This window comes from Frateuria defendens (genome assembly GCF_001182895.1).
Classification (GTDB): Bacteria; Pseudomonadota; Gammaproteobacteria; order Xanthomonadales; family Rhodanobacteraceae; genus Frateuria_B; species Frateuria_B defendens.
This window is the reverse complement of sequence record NZ_LFQR01000032.1, coordinates 26,179-42,194: the sequence shown is the minus strand read 5'-3', so window position 1 is coordinate 42,194 and position 16,016 is coordinate 26,179. Positions and strand designations below refer to the sequence as shown.

15 protein-coding genes are annotated in these 16,016 nt (G+C 70.0%); 3 read left to right on the top strand and 12 right to left on the bottom strand.

Features of this window, described 5'->3' with window-relative positions; genetic code table 11:
• Positions 1–232: 232 nt before the first annotated feature.
• From argH to ACH65_RS05330, 10 genes are all read right to left on the bottom strand, one after another.
• Complete coding sequence (gene argH / locus ACH65_RS05375; RefSeq protein ID WP_049621544.1) at positions 233–1,528, bottom strand: argininosuccinate lyase; 1,296 nt, start codon at positions 1,526–1,528, stop codon at positions 233–235.
• 11 nt (positions 1,529–1,539) lie between these two features.
• The gene (locus ACH65_RS05370) at positions 1,540–2,688 is read right to left on the bottom strand and encodes a purine-nucleoside phosphorylase (protein ID WP_237561449.1); all 1,149 of its coding nucleotides are present in this window, start codon (positions 2,686–2,688) and stop codon (positions 1,540–1,542) included.
• 14 nt (positions 2,689–2,702) lie between these two features.
• Positions 2,703–3,668, bottom strand: a complete 966-nt coding sequence (gene argC / locus ACH65_RS05365; RefSeq protein WP_049621543.1) for an N-acetyl-gamma-glutamyl-phosphate reductase — start codon at positions 3,666–3,668, stop codon at positions 2,703–2,705.
• Positions 3,669–3,883: 215 nt separating this feature from the next.
• Positions 3,884–5,182 (bottom strand): acetylglutamate kinase, encoded by a 1,299-nt coding sequence (locus ACH65_RS05360; protein ID WP_049621542.1) that lies wholly within the window; start codon positions 5,180–5,182, stop codon positions 3,884–3,886.
• Between the two features lie 4 nt (positions 5,183–5,186).
• On the bottom strand, positions 5,187–6,293 hold the full coding sequence (locus tag ACH65_RS05355) for an acetylornithine deacetylase (RefSeq protein WP_049621541.1): 1,107 nt from the start codon (positions 6,291–6,293) through the stop codon (positions 5,187–5,189).
• A gap of 187 nt (positions 6,294–6,480) precedes the next feature.
• Complete coding sequence (locus ACH65_RS05350) at positions 6,481–7,671, bottom strand: argininosuccinate synthase (protein WP_049621540.1); 1,191 nt, start codon at positions 7,669–7,671, stop codon at positions 6,481–6,483.
• Positions 7,672–7,710: 39 nt separating this feature from the next.
• Positions 7,711–8,181 carry an OsmC family protein gene (locus ACH65_RS05345; RefSeq protein WP_049621539.1) on the bottom strand — a complete coding sequence of 157 codons (471 nt, stop codon included), beginning with the start codon at positions 8,179–8,181 and terminating at the stop codon, positions 7,711–7,713.
• Positions 8,178–8,801 (bottom strand): FMN-binding negative transcriptional regulator, encoded by a 624-nt coding sequence (locus ACH65_RS05340; protein ID WP_049621538.1) that lies wholly within the window; start codon positions 8,799–8,801, stop codon positions 8,178–8,180. The genes ACH65_RS05345 and ACH65_RS05340 overlap by 4 nt, the downstream gene beginning before the upstream one ends.
• A gap of 8 nt (positions 8,802–8,809) precedes the next feature.
• Positions 8,810–9,817 (bottom strand): N-acetylornithine carbamoyltransferase, encoded by a 1,008-nt coding sequence (locus tag ACH65_RS05335; RefSeq protein WP_049621537.1) that lies wholly within the window; start codon positions 9,815–9,817, stop codon positions 8,810–8,812.
• A gap of 460 nt (positions 9,818–10,277) precedes the next feature.
• Positions 10,278–10,838: a glycine zipper 2TM domain-containing protein gene (locus tag ACH65_RS05330; protein WP_202594149.1), complete on the bottom strand. Its 561-nt coding sequence runs from the start codon at positions 10,836–10,838 to the stop codon at positions 10,278–10,280.
• A 168-nt stretch (positions 10,839–11,006) separates the two neighbouring features.
• Here ACH65_RS05330 and cysS point away from each other — a divergent pair, with 168 nt between their 5' ends.
• A complete protein-coding gene (gene cysS / locus ACH65_RS05325; protein WP_049621536.1) occupies positions 11,007–12,413 on the top strand; it encodes a cysteine--tRNA ligase in 1,407 nt (468 codons plus the stop codon).
• 60 nt (positions 12,414–12,473) lie between these two features.
• Entirely contained in the window at positions 12,474–12,911 is a 438-nt protein-coding gene (locus ACH65_RS05320) for a SufE family protein (protein WP_049621535.1), read from the top strand.
• Between the two features lie 109 nt (positions 12,912–13,020).
• Here ACH65_RS05320 and ACH65_RS05315 read toward each other — a convergent pair whose 3' ends face one another.
• Positions 13,021–13,689 carry an HAD-IA family hydrolase gene (locus tag ACH65_RS05315; protein ID WP_049621534.1) on the bottom strand — a complete coding sequence of 223 codons (669 nt, stop codon included), beginning with the start codon at positions 13,687–13,689 and terminating at the stop codon, positions 13,021–13,023.
• A 154-nt stretch (positions 13,690–13,843) separates the two neighbouring features.
• Positions 13,844–14,833 carry an LLM class flavin-dependent oxidoreductase gene (locus ACH65_RS05310; protein ID WP_049621533.1) on the bottom strand — a complete coding sequence of 330 codons (990 nt, stop codon included), beginning with the start codon at positions 14,831–14,833 and terminating at the stop codon, positions 13,844–13,846.
• Between the two features lie 144 nt (positions 14,834–14,977).
• Here ACH65_RS05310 and ACH65_RS05305 point away from each other — a divergent pair, with 144 nt between their 5' ends.
• A complete protein-coding gene (locus tag ACH65_RS05305; protein WP_049621532.1) occupies positions 14,978–16,006 on the top strand; it encodes an HDOD domain-containing protein in 1,029 nt (342 codons plus the stop codon).
• Positions 16,007–16,016 lie beyond the last annotated feature (10 nt).

The following is a 16,016-nucleotide window of genomic DNA, read 5'->3' as shown; positions in this document are numbered from 1 at the left end:
GGAAGGCGCGCCCTCGGGGTGTCCTTCTCTTTGGTTACTTTCTCTTGGACAAGCAAGAGAAAGTAACTCGCTCATCGGCAGATGAGCGAAACCCCGGCCGAAGGCCGGCCAGAGATCGACTACCCACGGGCAAGCCATTCTCACCATCAGGCTCCCCACCAGCAGATGCCAGCCATGGCCTCCCTCCCCCAGCGGCAATGCCAGCCGACGAAGCCGGCATCGCCTTCCACATTCAGCCGCCCAACCCGTCAAGCCGCTGCTGCAGCGCATCCAGGCGCAAGTCGTAACCCGCACCCGGCGACACGCGCGCAGCCAGGCTGCCCTCCGGTGTGCGGCCGGCGCCGGCGGACGCGGCCGCCTCGGCCGCGGCGCGGTAGGCGTCGCGGAACGGCACGCCCGCCGCGGCCTGCTCGATGGCCACGTCGGTGGCGTACATGGCCGGCTCGATGGCCGCGCGCATCGCGCCCTCGTTCCACTGCATCCGCGCCAGCAGGTCCGGCACCAGGGCCAGCGCCATCAGGCCCTGGCGCACGCCATGGAACAGCGAGCCCTTGGTGAACTGCAGGTCACGCTGGTAGCCCGAAGGCAGCGACAGCAGCTGCTCGATCTCGGTGCGCGCGGCGGCCACCGTGGCGTAGCTCGCACGCAGCAACTCCACCACGTCCGGGTTGCGCTTGTTCGGCATGATCGAGCTGCCGGTGGTGTACTCGGCCGGCAGCTTCACGAAGTCGAACTCGGCGGTGGTGAACAGCGAGAGGTCCCAGGCCAGCCGGCGCGTGTCCAGCAGTGCCGCAGCGATGGCCTCCAGCACCGCCATCTCGAACTTGCCGCGCGAGAGCTGGGCGTAGATCGGCGACACCTGCATGCGCGCGAAACCGAGCGCGGCGGTGGTGTGCTCGCGGTCGAGCTTCAGGTTGACGCCGTAGCCGGCGGCGGTGCCGAGCGGGTTGGCGTCGATCAGCGCCGCGGTCTGCCGCGCCCGCAGGGTGTTGTCGACGAAGCCTTCCGCGAAGCCGGCGAACCACATCGCGGTGGAGGACACCACCGCGCGCTGCAGGTGGGTGTAGCCCGGCAACGGCAGTGCCGGCTGCGCGGCACGCTCCAGCGCGACCTGGGCGATGGCGCGGCAATAGCCTTCCAGCTCCGCCAGCTTCTCCTTCAGCCACAGCCGCGTGGCGACCAGGATCTGGTCGTTGCGGCTGCGCCCGGTATGCACGCGGCGGCCGGCGTCGCCCAGGCGCTCGGTGAGGCGCGCCTCGATGGCGGAGTGGCCGTCCTCGTAGCGCTCGTCGAGCACGAAGGCGCCGGCGCGGAAATCCTCCGCCAGCACGTCCAGCTCGCGCTTGAGCGCAGCGGCTTCCCCGCCGCTCACCACGCCGATGTTGGCCAGGCCCTCCACGTGCGCCTTGCTGGCGGCGATGTCGTGCAGGAAGAACTCGCGGTCCAGCACCACGTCGTCGCCGGCGAGGAACTGCATGATCTTGGCGTTGGTCTCGACGCCGGCCTTTTGCCAGAGAAGTTGGGACATCGTCGGAATACTCAGTGGGATGAGGGTTGCGGCCGGTAGTGGCAGTACTCGGTCTCCTCCGCGTGCGCGGGGCCGCCCGGGAGGTGGTCGGCATACTGCGGCCAGTGCGCGGTCAGCTCGTGCACCACCGGGCTGCCGGCGGCCCAGGCGGAGCGGAACACCATCGGCTCCCAGTGCGTGTCGGTGATGCTCTCGACGATGTCCATGCCTGGCGCGGGCATGCTGTAGTTGGAGGCCGCACGCAGCAGCATCACGCGGTCGAGGTCGACGCGGTGCATGCGGTCCAGGCGCTGCAGCGCCTCCAGCATGGCCGAGTCTTCCATCTCGGTCATCACGAAGTTGCCGTGGCCGGAGGTCCACAGCTTGACCCAGTCGTTGGCGAAGCCGTTGAGCACCTTGCCGTGCCAGAAGTAGTCGCTGGCGAAACTGTCGCCGACCAGCACGAACGGCGGCTTCTGCGCGTTGGGGTAGCCCTTCCAGCGGCCGCGGATCTCGGCCATCAGCGGCGTATCGGGCAGCTTGAGGTCCTTGGTGCGGCCATAGGCCCACTCGGTGAGCGTGGCGTTGAGCGGGTAGCAGTTGGCGACGTGCACCTGCTTCGGGCGCTGGTTGGGCGCCGAGGTGTCATTGGGGAAGAAGCCGTAGGGCCAGCCGGCCGGCGCCTCGCTCGGGTCGATCAGGCGCGAGACATCGTTGATGGCGTACTTGGCCCAGGCGGCGGAGCCGATGGAGGCGTCCTGCGGGTCGACGCCGGCGATGCCGTTGATGATCCAGTAGGCGTGGCTGAGGTCGAAGCGCGGGTCGGTGCCCAGCGCCATCAGCGAGGTGCCCGCGTTCACCAGGGTCATGCCGGTGACCACGCCGAGCACGTCGTGGCTGGCGTTGGTGCGCAGCGGGTGCACGCCGCCGGGGAAATCCAGCACCTGGTCGAGGTGCTCGTTCTCCACCCACGGCTGGAACTCGCCGGGGCGGTCGCCGGTGTCGGCGCCGATCTCGAAGGTGGTGACGATCACCACCTTGACCGGCCACGGCTTGGCGGTCTTCGCCTCGGCGGCGAAGGCCGGCGCCGCGGCGAAGGCGGCCAGCGCGCAGGCGGCGGTCATCCAGCGGCCGAGGCGGCCGCGCTTACATCGGGCCTTGCCCGTCTCGTTCCCCATCATGCTCTCTCCCCTCTTCAGTCGTTCGTCGGCACAGGAATGGCGGTGTATTCGTCCACGCCAATGGCGCGGTTGATGTTCTGGATGGCCTGGGTGGCGGCGCCCTTGAGCAGGTTGTCCAGGGTGGCGACCACCACCACGCGCTTGCCGTCGGCCGACAGCGCGAAGCCGCCGATCTCGGCATGGTGCCGGTGCGCGATGCGGCTCACCCATGGCGCCTCGTCCAGCACGCGCACCAGCTTCTCGCCGGCGTAGGCCCGGCGGAAACGCTCCAGCACCTCCTCGCGCTTGAGCGGCCTGGACAGGTACAGGTTGGTGGTGACGGTGAGGCCACGGAAATGCGGCGCCACGTGCGGCATGAACTCCACCGGGATGCCCAGATGCCGGCTCGCCTCCTTCTCGTGCGTGTGGCCGGTGAGCGAGTACGGCATCAGGTTGTCGCGCAGCTTCTCCGGGTCGTTCTTGTCCGAGGGTGTGGTGCCCGCGCCGGAGTAGCCCGACACGCCGAAGCTCACCGGCGGCGCGGCCAAGAGGTCTTTCAGCGGCGCGATGGAGAGCTGCACGGCGGTGGCGTAGCAGCCAGGGTTGCTGATCTTCCTCTCGCCGCGCCACTTGCCGCGGGTGAGCTCCGGCAGGCCGTAGTACCAGCGCTCGTCGAAGCGGTAGTCGGCGGAGAGGTCGAGCAGCAGCGTGTCCGGCGCGGCCTTGTCCAGCGCCTCCACGTAGGGCGCCGCCTTGCCGTTGGGCAGGGCCAGAATCACCACGTCGGCATGCCTGGCGGCCACCGCCTCGGGGTCGAGGCTCTCGTAGCGCAGCTCGCCCGCGTAGGCGTCGTTGTGCTCGGCCACGCGCTGGCCGTCCAGCTCGCGTGAGGAGACGAAGGTGAGTTCGAGCGCCGGATGCGCCGCGATCAGGCGGATCAGCTCGGCGCCGGTGTGGCCGCGCGCGCCGACGATGCCGATGGTTTTCTTGGGTTGGTTCATACGTGATATTCCCACACGAAGACTTTCAATCACCGCTCATGGCGCCTGTTCACGACCCGGCGAGGCACCACAGCCCTGCTGCATCTCTGTAGGAGCGTGCCTTGCGCGCGACAAGCCTACACAGCGGCAACGCCGTAACCCCGCGGTCGCGCGCAAGGCGCGCTCCTACAGAGCGAAGCTGCGGCCGGAAGTACGCAAGCGTGCCGCGCACCCCGTCAGCCCACCAGCGTCGGCTGCCGCACGCTGCAATGCGCGACGCAGCGCTCGATGGTGGCGAAATCGGCGATGCCGTACCAGAACACCTTCCAGCGCTCCTGCTTGTAGCAGCCGTCCGACTCGGCGTAATAGAAATGGTTGACTTGGTTGCCGTGGCGCGAGCGCCAGAACAACCGCGGGTTCTCCTGCCGCATGATCTGCCACACCGCGCGGCCCAGGCCCTCGCCCTGCGCGTCGTCGAGCACGGCGAACTTGTCGAGGTAGGTGAGCCCGTCTTCCTCGGTGAGGACCATCGCGGCGCGGTAGTTCTCGCTCACGTACACGCGGTACGGCGTGGTGCGCTCGAAGTAGTCCACCAGCAGCGTGCGGCCGAAGCTCGACTCGATCAGCCCGCGCATGCGCTCGCGGTCCACGCCCTCCCAGCTGTCGAAGCGCTGCACCTTCTCGCCCCGGCGCACCAGGGTGCCCGAGCCCTTGTGGGTGAACAGTTCCTTGGCCAGCTGCGAGGGCCGCGTGATCGACACCGAGGAGGTGAGCGGCAGGCTCTCCAGCAGGTCCGCGATCTGCTCGATCTTCAGCCGCATGCCGCCATTGATCCACGGCTGCGCCATCAGGTGCTCGAACTCGGTGGAGAGGTTGATCGAGTCGATCACCTTGCCCTCGCCGTCGAGCAGGCCGCCGGTGCCGGTGAGGAAGATGATCTTGTACGGCTGCAGCACGCGCACCAGCTCGTTGGCGGCGAAGTCGGCGTTGACGTTGAGCAGCTGGCCCTCCTCCGTCTCGCCCATGCTGGCGATCACCGGGATCGAGCCGGCCTCGAGGCTGGCCTCGATCGGCGCCAGGTCGATGCGGTCCACCTTGCCCACCATGCCGTAGGCCTCGCGGTCGAGGTAGCTCGACATCAGCACGCCGGAGGTGAGCGAGGTGACACGCGTGTCCATCTTCTGCAGCGCCTCGACCAGCCGGAGGTTCTGCTGCAGGAACACGCGGCGCACGATGCCGAGCGCCTGCGGCGAGGTCACGCGCAGGCCGTTCACGGTGCGCTTCTCGATGCCGGCGGCGGCCAGCTCCTCGTCCAGCTGCGGGCCGGCGCCGTGCAGCACGATGGGGGTCAGACCCACCTGCTGCAGGAAGGTCAGCGAAGAGGTGAGGTCGTTGAGCTCGTCGCGCAGCACCGCGCCGCCGACCTTGACCACGGCGAAGCGCTTGGCGTCGAGCTGGGAGAAGCGCTTGAGGTATTGCTGGATTTCCTTCGTGCTGCCCATGCTGGAGAGCAGGCGCACGATGGTCTTCCGCATGCTGTTAGGAGCTTGCACGGTTGACGATCCGGTAGAGGGTTTGTGCGTAATGGTCGAGCTGGTCGAGCGACACCCACTCGTCGGCGGTGTGCGCCTGGGCGATGTCGCCGGGGCCGTAGACGAAGCAGAGGTAGCCGGCGGCGGAGAACAGCGCCGCCTCGGTCCAGAAATCCACCGCGTTGCCGACCGGGATGCCGAGCTCGTCGGCCAGGTCGCGCGCGGCCAGGCGGCGCGCCTCGGCGGTGGCGGTGTCGCCGGCCGGCAGCGAATCGCCGCGGAAGGTGGCGGCGAATGCCACCGGCTGCGGTTCGGCCAGGGTGCGGAAGGTTTCCAGCAACTGGTCGGGGTCCATCGAGGGCAGCGGGCGGAAGCCAAAGCGCACCTCGGCGGAGGGCGCGATCATGTTGGCCTTGATGCCGCCCTCGATCTTGCCGATGTTGAAGCGCAGGCCGGTGAGGCCGCCGAAGCGCTGGTGCGACTGCGCCGCCACGTAGTCCAGCGCCGCCGTGCCCCAGCGCATCGCCTGGTGCAGCGCGCTGTCGGAAGGCTGCTGCTCGCCCGAGGCATGCCCGGCGCGGCCCTTGAACTGCATCTGCACGGCGAGGATGCCGCGATGGGCCAGCACGGCTTCGCCGCGGGTGGGCTCGGCCACGATCACCGCCTCGTAGGCGGGATGGTCCTTGAGGAAGCCGGCGATGCAGCGCGCGTCGTTGGCCTCCTCGTCGGTGGAGAACAGCAGCGCCAGGTCGCCGCCGCTGGCGTTGGCCACCGCCAGCAGCGCGGCTGCCGCGCCCTTGATGTCGCAGGCGCCGAGGCCGATGGCGCGGTCTGCCGTCACCGTCAGCGCGTGCGGGTTTTGGGTCCAGTGCGGCGAGTCGGGCACGGTGTCCAGGTGCACGTTGAACAGCACCTTGGGCTTGCCGCGCACGGCGTGCAGCGTCACCGCGCCGGCGCCGTAGTCGGTCACCGCGACGTCGAAGCCGGGCAGCTGCGCACGCAGGTAGTCGAAGATGCCGCCGGTGGTGATCGCGCGCGGCGGGTTGCGCGTGTCGAAGGACACCAGTTCCTTCAGGTGCGCGAGGGTGTTTGCGAGCAGGTCGGTCGTGGCCATGGTCGGTCTGTCGTCTCGTCGCTCCCGCGCGGCGGGAGTCCGGTAGCTTGCGGTGGCGTGAAGCGGCTGGCCTGAAGCCGCCGGTCCCGCCTGGGCGGGGAAGCGGCGGCAGCAGGCTCACTCAGGTAAGGGCGGGAGGCTCTTCGCTGTGGCGAATCCCCATGCCCGATTCCCTACTCCCTGCCCCTCAACGATTAACCTCGGCCCACAGCGTCGAGCTCATGCCGAACAGCTTGATGAAGCCCTCGGCCTCCTCCACGCCCCAGTCGGCCGACTGCGCGTAGGTGGCGCCCTTGGCGTTGAGGATATGCGGCGAGGCCACCGCCACCGCCGTCACCGTGCCACCCTGCGTCTCCAGCGTCACCTCGCCGTTCACCTGCGACTGCGAGGAGGCCAGGAAGGCTTCCAGGTCGGTCTTGAGCGGATCCTGGAAGAAGCCCTCGTACACCAGCTCCACCCACTTGCGCGCCACCTCGGGCTTGAAGCGGTTCTGCTGCTTGCTGAGCACGGCGTCTTCCAGCGCGCGGTGCGCGGCCAGCAGCGAGATCAGGCCCGGTGCCTCGAAGATGATGCGGCCCTTGAGGCCGATCACGGTGTCGCCGGTGTAGATGCCGCGGCCCACGCCGTAGGGCGCGAACAGCTGGTTGAGCCTGGCCAGGATCTGGTGGCCGGGGAGCTTCTCGCCGTCCAGCGCCACCGCCTCGCCCTGCTCGAAGCTCAGCGTGACGCGCAGCGGCGCGGCCGGCCATTCGGCGCGCGGCTTGCACCAGCCGCGGGCGCCCTCGCCCGGCGCCTCCCAGCGGTCGATCTCGCCGCCGGACATGGTCACGCCCAGCAGGTTCTCGTTGATGGTGTAGCTCTTCTGCTTGGCGCGCACGCCGAAGCCGCGCTCCTCGAGATAAGCCTGCTCGTAGGCGCGGGTCTGGGTGTGCTCCTTCTGGATCTCGCGGATCGGCGCCACGATCTGGTAGTTGCCCTGCGCCTTCACCGCCAGGTCGAAGCGCACCTGGTCGTTGCCCATGCCGGTGCAGCCGTGCGCGATGGCGCGGGTGCCCAGTTCCGCCGCGCGCGCCAGCGCCGCGTCCACGATCAGGTAGCGGTCGGACACCAGCAGCGGGTACTGGCCCTGGTAGCCCTCGCCCGCCCACACGAACGGCTTGACGAAGCCGTTCCAGATCGCCGGGCCGCCGTCCACGGTGCGGTGGCTCGCCACGCCCAGTTCCTTGGCGCGCGCCTCGATGGTGGCGCGCTCCTCCGCGTCCACGCCGCCGGTGTCGGCGAACACGGTGTGCACGGCCCAGCCGCGCTCCTGCAGGTAGGGCACGCAGAAGCTGGTGTCGAGGCCGCCGGAGAAGGCGAGGACGATGTCTTTGCTCATGGGTCTGTGGTCCTGGATGGAGATCGAATCGGATGAAGATCAGGCAGGTTCGGTCACGATGCGCGGCTCGCAGCGCACCGGGAAATTGACGGAATGGGCGATGAAGCAGGCGTGGTGCGCGTCCTCGTGCAGCGCGGTGGCGTGGGCCGCGTCGCTGCCCTCGGCGAGGGTCACGGTGGGGTGCAGCACCACTTCGGTGAAGCGGCCGCCGCTGGCGGCGGTCTGCATGGTGCCGGTGGCGTCGTCCACGTAGGCCGTCACCACCACGCCGGCCACCGCGGCCAGGTGCAGGTAGGACAGCATGTGGCAGGCGGACAGCGCCGCCACCAGCAGGTCCTCGGGATTGTGCTTCGTGGCGTCGCCGCGGAAGGTCGGGTCGGACGAGCCGGCGATCACCGCCTTGCCCGGTACGCGGATTTCGTGCTCGCGGCCATAGGCGCGGTAGTCGGCGGTGCCGGTGCCGCGGTTGCCCGTCCAGGCCACCTGCAAGGCGTAATGGTGCGGCCTCATATCCCTTCCTCCAACGTTTGCGCCGTCAGCGCGGCCAGCGCCGCGTCGTCGCCGCGGTGGCGGCGTTGCAGGCCCGCGATCACGCCGCGGCGATTGGCCTCCGGGTGGTTCTGGCCGAGCTTGAACTTGCCCTCGACGCGCTCGACGGCGATCTCGATGCCGACGATGGCGCGCAGCAGCTTGTCGACGTGGTCGGCGGGCGCGTCGTCGATCGACCAGGGCTTCGGCTCGCCCGCTTCGTGGCGCTCGGTGAGCGTCGCCAGAAAGGCGCGCAGCCAGGCCGCGTCGTCCACCACCCGCAGGCGCCCGTGCACGTGCACCACCGCGTAGTTCCAGGTCGGCACCTCGCGCCCGGTCTCGTGCTTGCTCGGGTACCAGTTGGGGCTGACGTAGCCCTCCGGGCCGTGGAAGATCGCCAGCGCCGGCGCGCCGTCCAGCTTCGCCAGCTCGTTGCCGCGCGCCACGTGGCCGCGCAGCACCTCGCCCGCCAGCTCCAGCGGCAGATGGTTGGCGGCGAGGCCGTCCGCCGTCCGCACCGCCACAGTGGCGAACGGGTACGCGCGCACGAGATCCTCGAGGACCTCGCGGCGCGTCTCGCGGAAGGCGCGGGGCTGAACCATGCGGCGGCTCAGCGCTGGCCGATCAGCGAGGCCATCACCGCCTTCTGCACGTGCAGGCGGTTCTCGGCCTCGTCGATGGCGATGCAGTTGGGCGAATCCATCACCGCGTCGGTGGCCTTCACGTTGCGGCGCAGCGGCAGGCAGTGGCTGAAGAGGCCGTTGTTGGTCAGCGCCATCTTGGCCTCGTCCACGATGAAGTGCTTGTGCGCGTCGCGGATCGGCTTCTCCTGCTCCCACTTGCCGAAGAACGGCAGCGCGCCCCAGCTCTTGGCGTAGATCACGTCGGCGCCGCGGTAGGCTTCCTCGATGTCGTGACTGACGGTGAGCGAGCCGCCGTTCTCCTTCGCGTTCTGGTAGCCGTACTCCATGTAGCGCTCGTCCAGCACGTAGTCGGGCGTGGGACACAGCAGGGTCACGTCCAGCCCCAGCTTGGTGGCGATCAGCAGCGCGGAGTTCGCCACCGCGGTGTTGAGCGGCTTGGGGTGGTAGGTCCAGGTCAGCACGTACTTCTTGTTCTGCAGGTCGCCAAGGTGCTCGCGCAGCGCCAGCGCGTGGGCCAGCTCCTGGCAGGGGTGGGTGATCGTCTCCATGTTGATCACCGGCACCGTGGCGTACTGGGCGAAGGCCTTGATCACCTTGTCCTCGCGGTCCACCGACCAGTCCTGGAACTTGGGGAAGGCGCGCACCGCGATCAGGTCCGCGTAGCGCGAGAGCACGCGCGCCACTTCGGCGATGTGCTCCTCGGTGTCGCCGTCCATCACGCTGCCCACCTCGAACTCGATCGGCCACGCATCCTTGCCCGGCGCCAGCACCACCGCGTGGCCGCCCAGTTGGAACGCGCCCAGCTCGAAGCTGGTGCGCGTGCGCATGGAGGGGTTGAAGAACAGCAGCGCCACCGACTTGCCGGCCAGCTGCTGCCCCTGCGGCGAACGCTTGAAGGCCGCGGCCTGCTCCAGCAGCGCGTCGATCTCGGCGCGGCTGTAGTCCTGGGTGGTCAAGAAGTGGCGAAGCGTCATGGATGCAGTGCCCTCAAGGTCAAAAAAGTCCGGCTATGGACGGACGGCTGGCTTTTCGCGGACGGACCCGCGTGAAACGTTGAAAAGTCCGGCCTGGATGGCCGGTTCGGCCTTCGCGGATGGATCCGCCTGAAACTATTCGGAACTCCAAACGAAAAGACCCGGCTCGGTGGCCGGGTCTTTGTCGTCGATGCATGTGAAACGCGTGCGACAGCCTACCCGGCCCGATGCTGGCCCAGCGGTCGGCGCGCACGCGAGGTCATGCCAGCGGCCATGCGGGCGCTGGTGAGCACGGTGGCGGTATAGACGGCTGCGGACATGCGGGTTCCGAATAGTGGAACCGGCATCATGCCGGCATTTGCGGCGCCGCGCAATACCTTTTGGTTTGGACGTCCATTCGGCCCGCCGAAACGCAAACCGCCGCCCGGAGGCGGCGGTCGTGCGGCAAAGCCGGAGGCGCTCAGTCGGCCGGGGCGACGCTCACCCGCACGCGCAGGCGCTCGCCCGGATCGTAGTTGAGGCGCGATACGTAGACCTCGCCGCGGTAGCGGTACTCCACGTCGTAGCCCATGATGCGGCGCTGCTCGCTTACCGCGCTGACCTCGCGGCAGGAGGTCTGGGTGGTTTCGTAGTCTCCGCCGCGGTTGGACACGCGGTTGCCCACCGCGCCACCGGCGACCGCGCCGGCCACGGTGGCGGCGGTGCGACCGTCGCCCTTGCCCACCGTGTGGCCGAGCACGCCGCCCACCACCGCACCCAGCAGGGTGCCCGCGGTGCTGTTGCCGGGGTCGTGGCGCACCACCGGCTGGTCGTAGCACTCCTGCCGCGGCACCTCGGTGCGGGCCACGCCGTAGACCGGGTCCACGCGCAGCACGTCGGCCCAGGCGTAGTGGGCATTGTCGTCGGAAGATGGGCCGGGTCCGGGGCTGCCATAACGCGCATCCTGCGCGAGCGCACCGGTGGCGGCCATGGCCAGCACCAGTGCGGCAAGAATCGGTTTGAACAGCTTGTAGTGGGTCATTTCGACCTCCGGTTCGGGTGTAGCGCCAGGCGCTTTTCCGGCGCCTGCATGAATTGCACCAAATTCACTCTGAATCGACGCTTAGAATGTCCGGTGCAGCACCGAAAAGCTTACGGCTTGTTAAGATGCCCGGCCGACCTGCGCGCCGCGCATCCCTGCCCGACACCCATGCCGATCTCGCTCTACGACAGCTTCGCCCGCCGCCTCCGACCGTTCGAGCCGTTCGACCCGGCGCGGGTGACCATGTACCTGTGCGGGCCGACCGTCTACAGCTATGTGCATATCGGCAACGCCCGCGGGCCGGTGGTGTTCGACGTGCTGGTGAAACTACTGCGGCGGCACCACCCGCGCGTGGTGTACGCCCGCAACATCACCGACGTGGACGACAAGATCAACGCGGCCGCGCTCGAACAGGGCGTGCCGATCGAGCGCATCACCAGCCACTACACCGCCGTCTACCACGAGGACATGGCGGCGCTGGGCATCGCCCCGCCGGACGTGGAGCCGCACGCCACCGAGCACATCGGCCAGATCATCGCCATGATCGAGGCGCTGATCGCAGGCGGCCATGCCTATGCGGCAGAAGGTCACGTGCTGTTCGACGTCGCCACCTACGCCGACTACGGCCGGCTCTCGGGCCGCGATCCGGACGAGCTGATCGCCGGCGCCCGCGTCGAGGTGGCGCCCTACAAGAAGAATCCCGCCGACTTCGTGCTGTGGAAGCCCTCCACGCCGGAGCTGCCCGGCTGGGACAGCCCGTGGGGCCGCGGCCGCCCCGGCTGGCACATCGAGTGCTCGGCGATGAGCGCGGCGCACCTGGGCGAGACCATCGACATCCACGCCGGCGGCGTGGACCTGCAGTTCCCGCACCACGAGAACGAGATCGCCCAGTCCACCTGCGCGCACGGCGGCGCCACCTTCGCCCGCTGGTGGCTGCACAACGGCATGCTCACCTTCGACGGCGCCAAGATGAGCAAGTCGCTGGGCAACGTGGAGCGCATCCACGAGCTGCTCAAGCGCCACCCCGCCGAGGCGCTGCGCTACGCCCTGCTGAGCGCGCACTACCGCCAGCCGCTGGACTGGTCCGACGGCCTGATCGAACAGAGCGTGCGCACGCTGGACCGGCTCTACGGCACGCTGCGCGACCTCGCCGGCGTGGCCGCCGCGCCGGCGATCCCCGCCGACGTCGAGGCCGCGCTGGAAGACGACCTCAACACGCCGGTGGCGCTGGCCGCGGTCAACACCTATGCCCGCCAGGCGCGGCAACTGCTCACCGAGGCACCAGCACCACTGGGCCATGAGGCACGCGCGGAACTGGCCGCGATCAAGTCCGCCCTGCTCGGCGCCGGCGTGGCGCTGGGCCTGCTGCAGCAGGACCCGGAGGCCTGGTTCAAGCAGGTCGGCGGCGAAACCGTCGACGCCGCCAGGGTCGAGACGATGCTGGCGGAGCGCCGCAGCGCCCGCGCCGCCCGCGACTTCGCCCGCGCCGACGCCATCCGCAACGAACTGGCCTCGATGGGCGTGACCATCGAGGACGGCCCGCAGGGCACGCGCTGGAGCGTGGCGAAAAGCTGACCGTACCGGCGCGACCGGCACACGCTCGCGGGTTCATGCCCCACGCGCGATAATGGCGCCATGAACACCACCGTTACCGAAAGCGCCCGCCAGGCGCAGCAGGAGATCGCCGAGGAGTTCGCCTTCTTCGGCGACTGGACCGAGCGCTACCAGTACCTGATCGACCTCGGCAAGCAACTGCCGCCGTTCCCGGACGCCTGGAAGAGCGAGGAACACCGCGTGCACGGCTGCCAGTCGATGGTGTGGCTGGTGCCCAGCGGCGACGCCGCGCGGCTGCACTTCGACGCCGCCAGCGACTCGGCCATCGTCTCCGGGCTGATCGCCCTGGTGCTGCGCGTGTACTCCGACCGCCCCGCGGCGGAAATCGTCGCCACCGAGCCGGCCTTCATCCAGGCCATCGGCCTCGCCAAGCATCTTTCACCGACCCGCTCGAACGGCCTCGCGGCGATGCTGGCGCGGCTGAGGGCGTACGCGGCGCAGGCGCTCGAGGCGGGTTAGCACGGCTTCCTTGGCGCTTCCCTTCCAGGGGAGCGAAGGCAAATGCGCCGGTGAATTTGCCCCTTGCGCCAATGCCGAGTGAACTTGGGAAACGACCCGCGGAAGGGCTTTACGCCACCACCCGCAACCGCACGCCCCCGGCGTCGTGCCCCGTGACCTGCAACGCGGAGAGGTCGGGAATCCACTCCACGCCCTCGGGGATCTCGCCCGCATGGCCGGTGGCCAGGGCGATCACCCGCGCGCCGGCCGCGCGGCCGGCGGCGATGCCGGCCGCCGCGTCCTCGAACACCAGCGTCTGCGCCGGCTGGCTGTTGAGGCGGCGGGCGCCTTCGAGATAACCCTGCGGATCGGGCTTGCCGCGGGTGACGTCGTCGCCGCCGACCATGCGCGGCGGCACCGGGATGCCCGCGGCGTCGAGCCGCACGCGCGCCAGCTCCTGGTCGGCCGAGGTGACGATGGTCCAGCGCTCGGACGGCAACGCGGCCAGCAGGTCCTTGGCGCCGTTGATCGGCACGATGCCGTCGGTGTGCACCAGCTCGAGGCGGTACAGCGTGGCGATCTCCTGCTCCACGTCGTAGCCGGGCGGGGTGAAGCGGCGCACCGAATCGGCCAGGCGCACGCCGTGCAGGTGCGGCAGCACCTGGCTGAAGTCGACCTTGTGCGCGTCGCACCACTCCTTCCAGATGCGCTCCACGTTGACGCGCGAGTCGATCAGGGTGCCGTCCATGTCGAACAACAGGGCCTGGGCGAGCAATTCGGTACCAACGGTCAAGCGCATGGGCAATCCTCGTGACGCGATGCGCCGGCGCGCGGGTGCGCGGTCCGGCAAAAGCATGAAAGTTTCCCTGCCCGGCGCGGATCGGGCAAGCGGCCGTGCCGTCGCAGCGCCGGCGAAGGCCCGCTCGCCGGCGCCGCGAAAGGCCCGCGCCGCCTCAAGCGAGGCTGTCCCGCACCGCCGCCACGATCTCGAACGAACGCCGGCGCAGCGCGTGCTCGAACACGTTGGCGGTGACGATCAGCTCGTCCGGCCGGTGCCGCGCGATGAACGCCGCCAGCCCCTCGCGCACGCCGTCCGCATCGCCCAGCACGGTGCAGGCCAGGGCGCGCTCCACGCCGAAGCGCTCGGTCTCGCTCCAGAAGCCCGCGATGTCGTCGATCGGCGGCGGCAGCAGGCCGGGCTGGCCGCGGCGCAGGTTGACGAAGCTCTGCTGGTGGCTGGTGAACAGGCGGCGCGCCTCGGCTTCGCTCCCGGCGGCGATCACGTTGACGCCGAGGATCGCGTAGGGCTCGGCCAGCCGCTTGGACGGGCGGAAGTCGCGCCGGTAGAGCGCCAGCGCCTCGTCCATCGCATCCGGCGCGAAGTGCGAGGCGAAGGCATACGGCAGGCCGAGCCGCGCGGCGAGCCGGGCGCCGAACAGGCTGGAGCCGAGGATCCACACCGGCACATCGACGCCCGCGCCCGGCACCGCGCGCACCGGCTGGCCGGGGCCGGCCGGCTCGAAGTAGCGCAGCAGTTCGGCCACGTCCGCGGGGAAGTTGTCGGCGCCCTCGAAGTAGCTGCGCAGCGCCCGCGCGGTAGCCTGGTCGGTGCCCGGCGCGCGGCCGAGGCCGAGGTCGATGCGGCCGGGATACAGCGAGGCCAGCGTGCCGAACTGCTCGGCCACCTGCAGCGGCGAGTGGTTGGGCAGCATGATGCCGCCGGCGCCCACGCGGATGGTCGAGGTGCCGCCCGCCACGTGGCCGATCAGCACCGCGGTGGCGGCGCTGGCGATGCCGGGCATGTTGTGGTGCTCGGCCAGCCAGTAGCGCTGGTAGCCGAGCCGCTCGCCCAGCTGGGCCAGGTCCAGCGTGTTGCGGAAGGATTGCGCGATGTCGCTGCCCGCGGGAACCGGGGCGAGGTCGAGGATGGAGAACGGGATCATGGGGACGTCTCGGCGGGCACGTCCGTCATCTGGGGACGGGCGCCGCGTTTGCCAACCGCGCCGGCGGCACGGGGGCTACATTTCCCCGTCCACGCGCCGATAAAGAGGCGCGCAACCTTCTATCCGTGGAGCAGCCACCGACTCATGAGCCTCTGGCGACGCCTCTTTGCCGCTCCCCCCGTGCAGGTTCCGCTGCGCCCGCCGGCGGGCGCCTACGCCCAGGCCGCCGCCATGGAGGTGGCGCCCGAAACGCCGGCGCCGATGGCACCGGCCGGGCTGGCCGACCGCTTCCACCGCCACCTGCTCGGCATGGCCGAGGGCGCGCAGGCGGGCGCCACGCCGGCCGAGCTGGGCATGCTCAAGCGGCTGCTGGCCATCGGCGAGCGCTTCGACATGCGCGGCCTGCCGCGCCTGCCCAGCGTACTGCCGCAGCTGCTGCGCTCCCTGCGCAGCGACCGTGCGGCGGGTGCGCAGCTGGCCGAGCTGGTGGGACGCGATCCGGTGCTGGTCGGCGAAGTGATGCGGGTGACCAGCAGCGTGCAGTACCGCACCGCGCAGCCGATCCACAGCCTGCAGCAGGCCGTGGTGCTGCTCGGCCAGGACGGCCTGCGCCGCATCGCCACCCAGCACGTGATGAAACCGATCCTGCAGGCTTCCGCCACCGGCCCATCCGGCCATACGGCGGGTGAGTGCCTGTGGGACCACGCCGAGCGCTGCGCCCACGCCTGTACCTATCTCGGCCGGCAAGTCGGCGGCGACGGCTTCGAGGCGTTCCTGGCCGGCATGGTGTGCCATACCGGCACCGGCGCGGTGATCCGCCTGCTCGAACACGAGGTGCCGCCGTCGATGGCGCCCTACTCGACCGCCTTCCTCGCCGCCTGCATGCAGCTGGGCGCACAGCTGTCGCTGCGCGCGGCGGTGCACTGGGAACTGCCGGAGCACGTCATCGTCGCCCTGCGCGAGCGCACCGACGCGGCGGCCTCCCCGCCTTCATCGTCGCTGGGCAAGGCGCTGCTCGTCGCCGACGTGCTCGCGATGGCCCTGCTACTGGCCGAAGGCGGCGCGATCGACGCGCCGCCCGACTACGGCGAACAATGGCCGGCATGCTTCGCCGCGCCGCTGGTGCGGCGCTGCCAGCAGGACCTGCGCCAGCATTTCCGCGCAGGCGCCTGAGCGCGTGGGC